The sequence below is a fragment of the Paenibacillus sp. sgz302164 genome (assembly GCF_056120505.1).
This window is the reverse complement of sequence record NZ_JBVYOL010000029.1, coordinates 73,615-86,953: the sequence shown is the minus strand read 5'-3', so window position 1 is coordinate 86,953 and position 13,339 is coordinate 73,615. Positions and strand designations below refer to the sequence as shown.

Sequence of the window (13,339 nt, the reverse complement as noted above, 5' to 3'; positions counted from 1 at the left end):
AGGGCGATGCAAGCTGAAAAGTTGGTGCTGAGTGGCACGAAGTCGGTGCAGGTGACAGAGGTTGCAAGCATAAGCGCAAGATTCGATCAGTTTGTACGATCACTGGGTGAAAAGGGCACTACCCTGGGGAGAAGTTACACGAAGCTGACTCAGGATATGAATAAGATTTTGGATGCAGAATTTATTAACCCGTTTGCTCCGCAGAAGGCAGGAGTGTTTGGAGGTATACCTGAAACAACAACGCTAAGGGAACTCTTTCAGGAAGCAACGGGGAAAATATCGAATTATATGAAAAGCGAAGGCGATTCAGTTGGCCATGGAAAGGGTGGAGGTAGTTCAGGCTCTAAGGGGACGGGTGATGATGTTCCTCGAGTTTTAAACGCAGACGAGGCTATAGAAATTGCGAGAAAGAAACTCGTACAAGAAAGAGCAGAACTTATGGAAGGCAAGTATATTGATCCAATTACGAACGAAATATATCTTCCAAATGTTATAACAGCTGCTGTTGATATGAAGACTGGAAAAATTTATACTGGTTATAATGGTATCGGTATAGACTTTAGAACAGGGAATCCTAGATTCAATCCAACAGCATCAGCATCAGATTTACTTGATGATACTAAAAAATTGGTTGAAAAAACCAAGCAAAGAGCAATGGATAAAGAAGGGAAAAGTAGCTTTGAGAGATGGGAAGTAGAGAATTGTGCGGAAATTCAAGCGGTAAATCAAGCTTTTAAAGACGGAGCAAAGCTTGAAGATATTTTATTAAGTACCATATCTTCGAAAGATGGCAAGTATAAGGAAATGTGTAGGAATTGTAAAATGACATTTGAAGAATTTATTGTAGATATTCCTTTTGGGAAAAAATGAGGTGGTTCAAAGATGGAAAGATTCTCAGAGAAGACTATTAAGATATTAAAAGAATCGGGGTGGACTCCAGATAGAAAAATAGATATTAGCTCTAAGGTTAAGTATTTAGAAGATAAGGGTTATAAGGTTTTCGATTGTGTAAAAGGCGCTTTGGAGAAGTTTGGTGAATTAAAGTATATCTACGAGGATAATGGTAACTTGGAGGATTTTGTGATAGAACCGCAGGAGGGGTTGGGTGATTTAGAAAGAAAACATTATAAAAGATATGAAGTAATCATTGGAGAGACTTTGGTTGTAATTGGTACTCTCTTCAGAGATAATGCGGTAATGTTTATGTCTGAGGCGGGGAAAGTTTATGGAGTCCGAGACGATTACTATATTTGGGAAATTGGGGGCGACATGTATGAAGCTCTTAATAATTTATGCGAAGGTAAAGAGCTAAAAGTAATCCATGAGGAGAACTAGAGTACCGAGTACCGAATGAATCCATCATTCAACCAATAACATATATTACCCATGTAATATTAAAATTTCCCCAGTTCGTTTGTACGCACATCAACGTTTAAATTTGTAACCTAAATAACGCTATTGCGATACAATGCGCAGGTTGATTATGGTCAGATACACCATGATTGACCTGCTTTTTATTAGCTTCGTTTTCTTGCAGTTTTTTTGAAAATCATTCGCAGAGTTAAGAGCACTGGATCAAGTATTAAAAACAAGAAGAGAATCAGGACTTCCTGGTGACCGTTCGACGATCTCGGAACTATTCTTGCATAATATTGATTTATATAAACTTGATGGAAATGGTAACCTTGTAACAAAGATCCGTTGTGAGCATTGTCGTTATTTAACAGATGGAATTAATAGTGTAGGCCATAACTAATGCCTCTTCATAAGTGGTTGTTTTAAAAGTAAAAAAATTTAGGATGTGGATGTATGAAAAAGATGAATTATTATGATCTTTTTGTTGAAAATGATATTCATACCGGTGAACATATCTTTTATATTGATCAGAATAAAACAGTACCTTTTAACGGAGTAATAGTAGACTATAATAATGGGGTTCTTGCTTGGGAATTTGAGGTGCAAGATGGTTTGAGAACCGGTATTGAGAGAGTATACTACCCCACAGGCGAGTTACAGGAATTAAATGAGACTGATCATAATACCACAAACGGTATAGCAAAAGAGTTCTATAAGCATGGTCGGTTAAGATCTCAAAGTATTGTGGTTAGAAATGTTCACATAATTACTATAACTTATGATGAAACAGGAGATATAGTAGAAACATCGGAAATAAGTGAAGAAGATCCAAGCTATAATGTTGTTCGTGACAGAATTCCTGAATATAGAAGCCGTTATAAGCTAGAGCAATAATTATGAGCAATAATTATAAACATTAGATGTGGAGTCTTTAGGGAGATAATAGTCCGGTAAAAATATCTTTATCCGTTACGATACGGTTGTGAAGCCTTTTGGATGCTAAAGACTCGATGGGTTTTGTAGTGGCTTACTAGGTAGTCTAAGATGGGCGGTTTTCGCCCATCTTTTATTAACTCAGGGAATGGTTGTGAAGCGACAACGTCTTTTTCACAAGCTGATCGGCTTGCCGAGTCGTTTCGGGCAACCGATATTTCGGTGAAAGTTTAAGTATCCATTGGCAGGCAATCGCTGCAATTAGCGTGTCATTGTTTTTACTATAAGCAACGTCTACTCCGGCAACATGATGGATCGGATCAAGCCCATCCTCGGTAATCACTTTTTGAGCTAATTCCCGCTGTAATTCAATGGCTTCCAATGGATCGTTGCTCTTGGCGAAAAAAAAGATGAATCGACGTTTGGCAACAGAACATAGTTGTGTAGGTGGTTAAACACGAAGGCGATGATATACTTCTTCCAACCAATTCCATAAAGAGAGAGGAACTAATAAATGGAATATTCGCTGAAAGTGAACGAAAAAAAACGGATGCAACATGGTTAATAAATTTGTTGAAAAAGAAAAATCTTAAGGCTAATTATTTGCATAAATATCATAATTCATTTTTGATTGATGAATTTTCTTTAAGTATCGGTTTGAGAATAAGTATCTATGAAAATAGTTATTCACCGGATCACCCTGCCTTTTCCTATGAAACAATGTTTCTAGAACACAACTTTGTTTATCAAGAAACAGTAACATTTGAATTAGATAAATTTTGTGAACGTTATGAACTTGGCTATAAAACAATGTATGAAATTTCCTTTTCAATTTTAGAGTCGCTCAAAACTGAAGGGATATTTTACCATATATCTGGGGAAGAAATTTTTTTCTATAAAGATGGAAAATACATTTTTAACGGGAAATATCTAGAGTTGCTCAAAAATCAATATGATGATCTATTGGAAAATCTTGATTATTCCCCTTTTGATTGTTAAGGTATTGGGCGGTTGATGAAAACTGACCCCACCCAGTGCCGAATGAACTCATCAGTCAACCAATTGGGCACACTCGCGGTTGTGGCCGTGGTAGCGGTAGTTCCGGCAGTCATCATAGCGACGGTAGCATTAATATAAGATAGAATGGTTAGTTTCTGATGGTGAGATTGTAAAGCAATTGACAAATCTGTTTAAATCTAAAAATATGGATATTGTTATTAAATGCTTCCCTGAATAGGTCAGGTGTTGAATATGAAAATTTTAAAAGCAGACGAAGTGAAACAGTTTATTTTTGATGAAGAATTGAGGACTTTCTACAATGCAAATATTGATGATGTCCAATTAAATGAGTTGTTATCACGGTATTCTTTTTTGAAGAACAATGCCAATTCAATACCTTTGGACAAACCAAGCATTTATTATAGTATTTATTTTTGGTTCGTACAGGTTAAAGAACGATATTTTGAACTGTATGGGTATGACGCAGGCATTGAGCAAGAAGGATTCAAATTATTGGAAGAGATAGATGTTGAACTTGGAGAAGGGGCAGATTGGACATTGATTGAAAAAATAGAAAATAGGTCTATTTAACTGTTGGGAATTGCATTACTGGATCAACGTCCGGGAATGGACTTTCACTTCTATCGAAACGACGAACAGTTAAGATGAAAATCACGCAAAGGAAAGGAGCTTGCCGCGGCAAGCTCCTTTTTCTCGTACACCGATGAAATCCATGAGGATCGATAATGACTAGTTTAATGATATTTATGTGTTATATTTAATGACATAAATTCATTCATAATCTCCTTTTATTCAGGAAGATAAAAATTAACTATTATATTTATATATAGAAAGGCAGTATTATGGGATTGTATATTTCTTGTATTGTTAAATAATATAACATTATCAGGGAGGTCATTGAAAATGTCGACAATCAGAAAATCGTTTTTAGCCAGCGTGCTGGCAGCCGTTGTTTTATCAAGCTCCGCGTGCGGCACACAAACAACCGCTCCGGCGGCCGGACCGCAAGATGCATCGAAGACGGAGGCGGGAGAAGAAAAGGTGCTTCGGGTAGGCACATCGGGCAGAAGCGTGCCGCATTCTTACAAAAATGAGAAGCAGGAGCTGGACGGCTTTGATATCGAGGCGATAAAAGCGATCGCGGGCAAAATCGGTTACAAGGTGGAATGGATAACGGCCGATTTCAGCGGACTATCCGGGATGCTGGACGCCGGTAAAATCGATACGATCGCCAACCAAGTGGAGATATCGGACCAGCGTAAAGAAAAATATTTGTTCAGTATTCCTTATGTATACTCGGGCGGCCAACTGGTTGTCAAAAAAGGAAATGATTCGATTAAATCGCTGGAAGATTTGAAAGGCAAGAAGATAGCGGTCGGGTTAGGCACGAATAAAGAAAAATTTCTACGCGATTATGATAATGAAAAAGGAGTCAAAATGAACATTGTCACGTATGAGGATCCGAGCGGTATTGTCTATGACGTTGCCAACGGCAGGGTGGACGCCTACATTGTCGATAAAGCGAGCGGTCTTGTCAAAATTGAAAAATCCGGCTTGCCGCTGCAGTTCGCAGGGAAACCGTTTGAGGATTACATTATCGCCTTCCCGTTTGTAAAAAACGATAAGAACAAGGCATTAAAGGACAAGTTCGATAAGGCTCTTGAGGAATTGCAAAAGGACGGGACTATGTCGCAGTTGTCTATAAAGTTTTACAAGCAAGATATCAGCAAGAAATAAGCTTCCAGAGCGGAGAAGCGCTTAAAGCTTAACTTCAATTTTTCCGGGTGGTGAACGCAATGAATTTTGACCTGAATTATATGATAAGTCTTTTTCCGCAGCTGCTGAAATATGTTCATCTCACGCTGATTATGGCGCTGGTCGCCATGTTCTTTGCGATTGTACTAGGGTTGATACTGACGGTTATTACAAAAAGCAAAGTGAAGATAATCAGCCCGCTGGCCAATCTGTATATATCTTTCTTCCGTGGAACTCCCACCATTGTGCAAATTTTCCTGTTTTACTTCGGGCTTCCCCAGCTATTTCCGGCAATGAGCTTCGTTAATGCTTTTACTGCCGTGATCATCGGTTTGAGCTTTCGGAATGCCGCTTATTTATCTGAAGTTTTCCGGGCGGCGATTACTTCGGTTGACAACGGGCAATTGGAAGCGGGTTTATCCGTGGGTATGACCAAGTGGCAAACGATGAGGCGCATCGTGCTGCCTCAAGCGACGAGGATCGCTGTACCGTCGACCGGAAATTTCTTTATTATTTTGGTGAAAGAGACCTCGCTCGCTTTTACTGTGGGCGTAGCCGAAATTTTTGCCCAAGCGAAAATGTCTGCGGCATCGACGTATAAATTTTTCGAAAGCTTCCTGGCCGTCGCTATTGTTTATTGGATTATTACCGTGCTGTTTACGATGATCCAGACCAAAATCGAAGTCAAATTAAACAAACCATACCGTTAGGGGGGAGCACGGAATGATTAAAGTGAACGGCTTGCGGAAAAAATTTCATGATCTCCAGGTGCTGCATGATATTGAATTGGAGGTTAACAAAGGAGAGGTTGCCGCTATTATAGGTCCCTCCGGATCCGGAAAATCGACGCTGCTAAGATGCCTGAATTTATTGGAAGTACCCGAGGAAGGAACGGTTATCATAGACGATGTCGCCGTGAATATGCAAGAGTTGGGCAAGAAGGATATGTACCGTTTGAGACAAAAGAGCGCTATGGTATTCCAAAACTATAACTTGTTCAAAAACAAAACCGCTCTGCAAAATGTGATCGAATCGTTGATTGCCGTCAAAAAAATGAAGGAAGGCGAAGCCAGGCCGATTGGCGAGCGATTGCTGGAGCAGGTTGGACTATCGGGCAAATTCGATAATTACCCGTCCACCTTATCCGGCGGGCAGCAGCAGAGGGTCGGAATCGCCCGCGCGCTTGCCGTGGATCCCTATGTTATATTGTTCGACGAGCCGACCTCCGCCCTGGACCCCGAATTGGTCAGCGAAGTGCTGAATGTTATGCGTCAGCTTGCTGACAAGAATACAACGATGATTATCGTCACCCATGAGATGTCGTTCGCCCGTGAGGTTGCCGACAAAGTTATTTTTATGGCGGACGGGAGAATAGTCGAAACAGGCGGACCGGAGGACATTTTCTCGAACCCGCAAAACGATCGTACGAAAAAGTTTTTGAGCCAGCTTTCCAGTTAATGCCAAGGGGATTGCTGCAGGTTAAATGCTTATAAAAGAGGTGGCATAATGAGCGGATTAGTGCGCACACATAATTTCGACGAGATCATAGAACTTAGAGGAACCGATTCCAAGAAGCATAATTTTTATCCTGAAGATGTCATTCCGATGTGGATTGCAGATACGGATTTTAAATGTCCCCAGCCGATCGTTGATGCCATGGTGAAAAGAGCGGAGCTGGGGGTATACGGATATACGCTGAGCGGCAAAAGCTTTAATTTGTCGGTCAAAAGCTGGTTGCACGCACGTTTCGATTTTCATATCGACGAAGATTGGGTTGTTTATGCTCCGGCGGTAGTTAACGGACTGGTTAATGCGGTGCAAGCATTCACGCAAGCGGGAGACAATATATTGATCCAGTCCCCGGTGTATCATCCATTTCACCATCTCATCGCCAACAACGGAAGAACCAAAGTGCAGAATAATTTGCTGCTTCGAAACGGGAAATATGAAATCGACTTCGAAGACCTGGAACAAAAGCTGAAGGATCCGCAAACGAAAATGATGCTGCTGTGCAACCCGCATAATCCTGTAGGTCGGGTATACACCTGGGAAGAGTTAACCCGCATCGGCGAATTGTGTCTGGAGTACGGCGTTATTGTCGTGTCCGATGAAATTCATTCCGATATCGTTTACGAAGGCCATAATCATATACCTTTTCCGTCGTTGTCCGGGGAAATTAGGGATAATTGCATCATGTGTCTGAACCCGAGCAAGACGTTCAATATCCCCGGACTTCGCACGGCAGCTATCATTATTCCGAACGAAATGCTTCGCCGTACCTATGAGAAGACAATTGCGGCGAACAAAGCTGACGGTAGAACCGTTTTCGGTACGTTGGCCTTTGAAACGGCCTATAAGGAGTGCGGTTATTATGCGGATCAGTTGGTTCAATATTTGGAGGAAAACGTACGCCTTCTGACGGGTTATTTTGAACGCAATATTTCCGGGGTTAACGTCATTAAACCGGAAGCGACGTATTTAATGTGGCTGGATTGCAGGCAGTTGGGCATGCCTCAGCAAGAACTGCGGGCCTTTATGCTGGAACGGGCCAAGGTGGGCTTGCATGACGGCATGATATTCGGCGAGGAAGGGGCGGGTTTTATGCGAATGAACATCGGCTGCCGCAGGGCCGTCTTGCAAGAAGCTCTGGAACGGATTGAGCGTGCGGTGAATGCATGGCGTTAGCCGCTGGCGGAGGCATGTATGCTGCGTGTAGATATTGGCAGAGACAGTGTGCCGCCGTACAATTCCGGTTTGAATTACTTGTCCTGTGAAAGAAGGTTGCTTCATGTTCGGATTGACCGGCATTAAAAAGATACATGTATGGCAAATCGTCAAAACGGTTCTGATTGCCAGTATAGGAGGTTCCCTTTTTACGATTTTGCATTTTCCGCTCGCCTGGATGCTAGGGCCGCTTGCAGCGGTTCTGGTATGGCAGGTTGCTTTTAAGAGTAAGTTATACTGGCCGACAGGCTTGCGAAACGGGGGACAAATGCTTTTGGGATACAGCATGGGGCTGTCGTTTACCGCAGAGAGCGCCCGGCAAATAGCCGTCTCGCTGCCCTCTATGGCCATCTCCACCGCCTTGCTGACCGGTTCCAGCCTGGGATTGGCTTTCTTTATAGCCAAACGTACCGGAATCAGTCTTCCGAGCAGTATTATGGGGTGTATTCCCGGAGGGATTTCGCAAATGGTTCCGTTAAGCGAAGAAATTGAAGGTGCGGAACCGACAATCGTTACGTTCATGCAAACAATCCGGATGTTGGTGGTTACATTTATGGTGCCCTTTGTCGCTGTACACGGTCTGGCTGCTGCAGCCGCTGCGGAGGACGGTTCCCGGCCGCAAGCGTACAGCATCCTGTCAATCTCCGGCACTTCATGGTTCATGCTACCCGTCGCAATCGTGCTGGTACTTCCGGCTGCCATTTTCGCCGTAAGGTTCAAATTTCCGAACCCTTGGCTGATCGGACCGCTTATCGCTTCCGCCGTTATCTCGGCGTCCGGCATTGCCCTGCCGCACTTGCCGCAGCTTGTTGTCATTATAGCGCAGCTGTGCATCGGCATCTATCTTGGGCAAGGCATCAAGCTCAAGGCGTTAAGCGGCTGGCGCCGTCTTCTGCCTTACAGTCTTGCCGGAAGCGTTCTGCTTGTAGGCATGACGCTGGCGATCGCGTACATGCTGAGCCTGACCCAGCCGATCAGCTTTGTAACGGCGTTTTTAAGCATAGCGCCGGGCGGCTTGCCGGAGATGGGGGTTACGGCAGCGGCCATTCATGCCGACGTTTCAAATGTTGCGGCCTATCAGCTGTTCCGGGTATTCTTCGTTTTGTTCATCATACCGGTTGCGTTAAAAAAAATATTTCGCCGGCCCTTTAACCGAGAACATTCTTAAGATCATTACTCATAAAATCAACAAATGCTTTGACAACCGAAAATTCCAACGAAGCATTGCGATAGATAAGCATCGTTTCTCTAATAATCGGGTCGCCGTTTTTGGTCCGGAGATTGTGAACGAACAGCGACTTATGATTTTGCAGGCTCATGCTCGGAACGATTCCGTAGCCCATCCCGCTGTTGACCAGTTCGACGCAAGTTTCGATGCTGTCGACCTCCATTGTAGTAAGGGGCGGTACCGAAAATCTTTCCATCCACCATTTTTCGATATCTTGCCGCAAGCGGGAATCATTAATGACGTAATTGATTTTCGGAAGGCTCGGAAGATCATGGAGATCGATCGGTTCTTTAGCGATGAGGCAGAGGGGCTCGCTGGTCAGCAGCAGCGATTGCTCCGACCAACTGTGGTTTCCTCTCAGGATGCCGAGATGCACTTCTTCCTTCTGGACATAGGACAACACTTCGGGGCTCAATCCGGTTTTCACATTGATTTCCACTCCGCCGTACTGACGGACGAAGCTTTTGAGCAGCGGCGGCAAATAGTACCGCGCGAAGCTTGCGGAAACGCCGAGCCGCAATGTGCCTACGACCTGATCGTTCATATTCAAAATGCGCTCTTTGGTCCTTCTGAGCTCATGCAGCATTTGCTCCGCATATTTGACCAGGTATTCGCCCTGGGGAGTAAACTCCACACCCGTTTTGCCTCGGGATACGATCTTGGCGCCGAATTCCTTCTCCAACTGCTGTATACGGTATGTCAGAGCCGGCTGGGAGATGTAAAGCTGCTCCGCAGCTTTGGTTATATTTTTTTTCAAATATAATGTTTTCAGAATGATCCAGTCTTTTTCTTCCATTGGTATGCTCCTGCCATAAAAATAAATTATAAAAATGGACGATAACCATTTAAAANATTTTTTTTCAAATATAATGTTTTCAGAATGATCCAGTCTTTTTCTTCCATTGGTATGCTCCTGCCATAAAAATAAATTATAAAAATGGACGATAACCATTTAAAATTATTATGATTAATTATACAGGAACAGCCGGAAAAATTAAATACTCCAACATACCTTGTTACGCTAAACTGCCTGATAGCGCAACGCGGCTGCCGATACATACCCGGCAGCCGCGTCATCACAAACAGTTCGTAAGGACCATACACATTCTACAGAACGCTTGAGTTCGGTATTAGCGGTAACCGGAAGCATTCGCCGGTTTGCCTGCTTCCTGTACTTCTACAAGATACCGCCAGCAGTCTGGCTGTGAGCCATCAAGATCATAAAAACCATACACTTGTGCGAGCTCGCCGCTTGAAACAGAGCGACCGTTCCATCGGGCAACTTCCGGATCTCCGGCTAGCGCGGCAACGGCACGCCCTACAAAACGGGGCGATTCCGAGATGATGAAATGAGGTTCCTTCGCAGTCGCGTCACGCCAGCTTTCTTCCTTAACACTAAAGTGATCAAGCATGATTTCAGAACGCATCCAACCTGGAGTCACTGCTACTGCAGTGCATGTATATGGCGAAAGTTCATGGGCTAAAGACTGAGCCATACGAATGACAGACGTCTTGGCCAGATCGTAGAACAGGGATAGACGGTAGTTTCTATCGTTGTATTCTGCCGTGCCGTCCGTTATCTCAATGGCCAGTCCATTCTTTTTTCGGATTAAAAGGGGGAGCGCAAAGTGACTGGTAATAATATGCGTGTCAATCGCAAGCCGAAGCATGCGAAACCCCCGGTCAAGGGAGTGCTCCCACACGGGCACGTTCCACTGCGTCAAATATTCAGCTCCCCATACATCGTTGACCAGGATGTCCAGTCCTCCTTGTTCATTCTCAATGCGGGCAATTAGAGCCTGTACCTGATCAGGATCCAGATGATCCACTTGAACCGCTATTCCTCGACCGCCCGCATTACTTACAAGTTCAGCGGTTTCTTCAATAGTTTCAGGACGATTGTACTCAGAACTTTGCGTCCGTGTCGTACGTCCTGTCACATAAACAGTAGCCCCAGCCGCTCCTAATTCGATAGCTATTCCTCTGCCGGCGCCGCGTGTCGCACCTGCCACCAAAGCTACTTTTCCATTTAAAGGTTTCATCGTTTGTTACTCCTTTCATTGATCTATCACCCACTATAAACCTTAAGTATGTCAGCTTGTGTCATAGTAATTGAAGGTTATTCAAAATCGCATTGGTAACGGGAGCTAGCCGGGATCAGAAACTTGCTGCAGTGATGAAAGTGCTCCGGGAGAGAACTTACACAAAAGACAAGCGCTTCAAATGATAAAAAACCCCAGTTCGACTGGGGTTCAGGAAAGTGATAAGATGGGAGCCGGTCTGGCAACCGCTGCCACTTGCACATCGTGGAAATCTGTTCTAAATTCATACAGAAATTGTACTGATCTCGTAAAATCGAAAAATAAGTATGAAAATTCGAATAGAATCGTGCCTAGACATGTCTGTCTAATTCGTTAAAATCTTCGGGCAACCTCGCGCGCTTGTTGAATCGCCTTTTCTTTTATCGCAGGCTCTTGCTCGGGTTTCGCGGCCATACCTTCAACAAAAATCCCTTCGAATCCAGGAATTCCAACGAATTCCATAATGGCCTTCAGGTGACGGTGACCCATTTCTAAGTCCGCATCATCTGAGCCCGGTGACAAGAAGCTTCCGCTAGCTTGAATGTGAACTGCTTTTTTATCACCCAGCAAGCCAACCCGGCCGACATCCGGTAAATATTTGAAAGTCTTGCCTGCAACGCAAATGGAGTCGATATATGACTTCATGACGGGTGGGTACGAATAGTTCCAAATCGGAGTAACAAATACATATTTGTCTGCGGCCACAAATTGGTCCACCAGCTCACTAAGACGGGTTAGTTTCATTTTCTCCGCTTCGGTCAAATTTTCAAATGCAGTACCTGCTTGCAGCTTGCCCCAACCGCTGAAAACATCGGCATCAAGTTGAGGTATATCGATTTTATACAGATCAAGATGGATAACTTCATCATTCGGATTTGCAGATCGGTAAGCCTGTACAAACTCATTAGCCACTAACATGCTGTATGATTTTTCTTGATTGTGCGGATTTGCCGTAATATATAATACTGTTGTCATATTGGAAATACCTACCTTCTCTTTTTATGAAAAGCGATTGCCTACCGTAATTTTTGCGATCTGTCTTGCGGAGACGTTAGGGCGACATTATGATTGCATGTGAAACACTCCTTTATTTTTTGATAAGAGCCGATTTTGGCTCCTTACTATGCTGACGAATGGACCCTCGGGATCTGTGACAAATAATCGGCGTCGTGTCTCTCGTCACATTGTCCGGATTTCATTCGTCAGTATTTATGGAGGCTTTTTTAGCGGAACAGCATTCTTATTGGCGAATAAACCTACCTCTAAACGCGGTCGCTCTACTTCGAAAGACTTCGATAGAGGTTTATCTCATTTTTGTACAAGGGAGTATGAGTGATGAGCGAATTGGTTCGGCTGGCTAATGAATTCGAAGCACGCAGGAATCACCTTCAGGCAGTGGCTTATCGTATGCTCGGGTCATTGAGCGAAGCGGAGGACGCGGTACAGGAGACTTGGCTGCGTCTTAGCCGTGCGGATGCAAGAGGGATAGAGAACATGGGAGGCTGGTTGACCACCGTTATCTCGCGGATTTGTCTCGATATGTTGCGGTCGCGAAAAGCTAGACGTGAAGAATCAATAGAAACACACTTGTCCGAGACCTTCGCGAGCCATGAGAATATGATCGATCCTGAACAAGAAGCCATATTGGCTGATTCTGTCGGTATTGCTTTACTAGTCGTGCTCGGTAATCTGAATCCTGCGGAACGGATCACATTCGTGCTGCACGATATTTTCAACGTGCCTTTCACAGAGATTGCGCCAATTGTGGGGAAATCGGAGACCGCTGCAAGGCAGTTGGCGAGCCGGGCACGCCGCCGCGTTCGCGGGGCAAAGGCAATGCCGGAAGTCGACTTTGCTCTCCAACGCGAGGTTGTCCAGGCTTTTCTTGCTGCGGCGCATGCAGGCGATTTTGATGCTCTTGTCGCTGCGCTCGATCCGGACGTTGTACTTCGAGACGATCGTCAGACCGGGTCTTCAAGGGTAACACGAGGGGCGGTCGGGCTGGCAAAACAAGTTTCGGGACGTGCACAAACCGCAGCACAGCCGGTCCTCGTGAACGGAACAGTAGGAATCGTTGCGGCTCCTCGAGGCAGGGTGCTCTATGTGCTCAAATTTACGATAAATCAGGGAAAGATTACCGAGGTCGACTTGATCTCCGATCCCCAGCGCATAAGCCGGCTTGATCTGGCGGTGTTGAGCGATTGAGTCGCAGTTGTGTCACGGAAGCAGATATTGCCTAGTA

General features: G+C 44.4%; 13 protein-coding genes and 2 pseudogenes. 11 read left to right on the top strand and 4 right to left on the bottom strand.

The features are described 5' to 3' along the window. The 3 genes and pseudogenes from AC0LWT_RS32885 to AC0LWT_RS32875 all read left to right on the top strand — a co-directional run. Window positions 1–870, top strand: a pseudogene (locus AC0LWT_RS32885) (hypothetical protein); the annotation flags it as partial. Window positions 871–882: 12 nt separating this feature from the next. Continuing rightward, a complete protein-coding gene (locus AC0LWT_RS32880; protein ID WP_474685514.1) occupies window positions 883–1,335 on the top strand; it encodes an SUKH-3 domain-containing protein in 453 nt (150 codons plus the stop codon). A 474-nt stretch (window positions 1,336–1,809) separates the two neighbouring features. Beyond that, entirely contained in the window at window positions 1,810–2,250 is a 441-nt protein-coding gene (locus AC0LWT_RS32875) for a toxin-antitoxin system YwqK family antitoxin (protein WP_474685513.1), read from the top strand. A 175-nt stretch (window positions 2,251–2,425) separates the two neighbouring features. Here the strand turns inward: AC0LWT_RS32875 and AC0LWT_RS32870 are convergent. After that, window positions 2,426–2,539, bottom strand: a pseudogene (locus tag AC0LWT_RS32870) (deoxyribonuclease V); the annotation flags it as partial. A gap of 197 nt (window positions 2,540–2,736) precedes the next feature. On the opposite strand from AC0LWT_RS32870, the gene AC0LWT_RS32865 reads away from it, so the two are divergent. The 7 genes from AC0LWT_RS32865 (at window position 2,737) to AC0LWT_RS32835 (ending at window position 8,956) form a co-directional block, all read left to right on the top strand. Beyond that, window positions 2,737–3,288 (top strand): hypothetical protein, encoded by a 552-nt coding sequence (locus tag AC0LWT_RS32865; RefSeq protein WP_474685512.1) that lies wholly within the window; start codon window positions 2,737–2,739, stop codon window positions 3,286–3,288. A 252-nt stretch (window positions 3,289–3,540) separates the two neighbouring features. Continuing rightward, on the top strand, window positions 3,541–3,879 hold the full coding sequence (locus tag AC0LWT_RS32860; RefSeq protein ID WP_474685511.1) for a hypothetical protein: 339 nt from the start codon (window positions 3,541–3,543) through the stop codon (window positions 3,877–3,879). A gap of 333 nt (window positions 3,880–4,212) precedes the next feature. Continuing rightward, window positions 4,213–5,046 carry an amino acid ABC transporter substrate-binding protein gene (locus AC0LWT_RS32855; protein ID WP_474685510.1) on the top strand — a complete coding sequence of 278 codons (834 nt, stop codon included), beginning with the start codon at window positions 4,213–4,215 and terminating at the stop codon, window positions 5,044–5,046. Window positions 5,047–5,105: 59 nt separating this feature from the next. Then, window positions 5,106–5,774, top strand: coding sequence for an amino acid ABC transporter permease (locus tag AC0LWT_RS32850; RefSeq protein ID WP_474685509.1), 669 nt, complete (start codon window positions 5,106–5,108; stop codon window positions 5,772–5,774). 13 nt (window positions 5,775–5,787) lie between these two features. Then, window positions 5,788–6,522: an amino acid ABC transporter ATP-binding protein gene (locus AC0LWT_RS32845; RefSeq protein ID WP_474685508.1), complete on the top strand. Its 735-nt coding sequence runs from the start codon at window positions 5,788–5,790 to the stop codon at window positions 6,520–6,522. 48 nt (window positions 6,523–6,570) lie between these two features. Then, complete coding sequence (locus AC0LWT_RS32840; protein WP_474685507.1) at window positions 6,571–7,749, top strand: MalY/PatB family protein; 1,179 nt, start codon at window positions 6,571–6,573, stop codon at window positions 7,747–7,749. Window positions 7,750–7,852: 103 nt separating this feature from the next. Beyond that, window positions 7,853–8,956, top strand: coding sequence for an AbrB family transcriptional regulator (locus AC0LWT_RS32835; RefSeq protein ID WP_474685506.1), 1,104 nt, complete (start codon window positions 7,853–7,855; stop codon window positions 8,954–8,956). On the opposite strand, the gene AC0LWT_RS32830 is transcribed toward AC0LWT_RS32835, so the two are convergent. From AC0LWT_RS32830 to AC0LWT_RS32820, 3 genes are all read right to left on the bottom strand, one after another. Next, window positions 8,937–9,812: a LysR family transcriptional regulator gene (locus AC0LWT_RS32830; RefSeq protein WP_474685505.1), complete on the bottom strand. Its 876-nt coding sequence runs from the start codon at window positions 9,810–9,812 to the stop codon at window positions 8,937–8,939. The genes AC0LWT_RS32835 and AC0LWT_RS32830 overlap by 20 nt on opposite strands. 334 nt (window positions 9,813–10,146) lie before the next feature. Next, a complete protein-coding gene (locus tag AC0LWT_RS32825) occupies window positions 10,147–11,058 on the bottom strand; it encodes an SDR family oxidoreductase (protein ID WP_474685504.1) in 912 nt (303 codons plus the stop codon). Window positions 11,059–11,430: 372 nt separating this feature from the next. After that, window positions 11,431–12,072, bottom strand: a complete 642-nt coding sequence (locus tag AC0LWT_RS32820) for an NAD(P)H-dependent oxidoreductase (protein WP_474685503.1) — start codon at window positions 12,070–12,072, stop codon at window positions 11,431–11,433. Between the two features lie 360 nt (window positions 12,073–12,432). Between AC0LWT_RS32820 and AC0LWT_RS32815 the strand changes: the two genes are divergently transcribed. Beyond that, window positions 12,433–13,302 (top strand): sigma-70 family RNA polymerase sigma factor, encoded by an 870-nt coding sequence (locus tag AC0LWT_RS32815; RefSeq protein ID WP_474685502.1) that lies wholly within the window; start codon window positions 12,433–12,435, stop codon window positions 13,300–13,302. Window positions 13,303–13,339 lie beyond the last annotated feature (37 nt).

What these genes read in the sequence shown, in the direction of transcription:
- AC0LWT_RS32880 (WP_474685514.1), top strand. Translation starts at nt 883, where the DNA reads ATGGAAAGATTCTCAGAGAAGACTATTAAGATATTAAAAGAATCGGGG.
- AC0LWT_RS32875 (WP_474685513.1), top strand. Translation starts at nt 1,810, where the DNA reads ATGAAAAAGATGAATTATTATGATCTTTTTGTTGAAAATGATATTCAT.
- AC0LWT_RS32860 (WP_474685511.1), top strand. Translation starts at nt 3,541, where the DNA reads ATGAAAATTTTAAAAGCAGACGAAGTGAAACAGTTTATTTTTGATGAA.
- AC0LWT_RS32855 (WP_474685510.1), top strand. Translation starts at nt 4,213, where the DNA reads ATGTCGACAATCAGAAAATCGTTTTTAGCCAGCGTGCTGGCAGCCGTT.
- AC0LWT_RS32850 (WP_474685509.1), top strand. Translation starts at nt 5,106, where the DNA reads ATGAATTTTGACCTGAATTATATGATAAGTCTTTTTCCGCAGCTGCTG.
- AC0LWT_RS32845 (WP_474685508.1), top strand. Translation starts at nt 5,788, where the DNA reads ATGATTAAAGTGAACGGCTTGCGGAAAAAATTTCATGATCTCCAGGTG.
- AC0LWT_RS32840 (WP_474685507.1), top strand. Translation starts at nt 6,571, where the DNA reads ATGAGCGGATTAGTGCGCACACATAATTTCGACGAGATCATAGAACTT.
- AC0LWT_RS32835 (WP_474685506.1), top strand. Translation starts at nt 7,853, where the DNA reads ATGTTCGGATTGACCGGCATTAAAAAGATACATGTATGGCAAATCGTC.
- AC0LWT_RS32830 (WP_474685505.1), bottom strand. Translation starts at nt 9,812, where the DNA reads ATGGAAGAAAAAGACTGGATCATTCTGAAAACATTATATTTGAAAAAA.
- AC0LWT_RS32825 (WP_474685504.1), bottom strand. Translation starts at nt 11,058, where the DNA reads ATGAAACCTTTAAATGGAAAAGTAGCTTTGGTGGCAGGTGCGACACGC.
- AC0LWT_RS32820 (WP_474685503.1), bottom strand. Translation starts at nt 12,072, where the DNA reads ATGACAACAGTATTATATATTACGGCAAATCCGCACAATCAAGAAAAA.
- AC0LWT_RS32815 (WP_474685502.1), top strand. Translation starts at nt 12,433, where the DNA reads ATGAGCGAATTGGTTCGGCTGGCTAATGAATTCGAAGCACGCAGGAAT.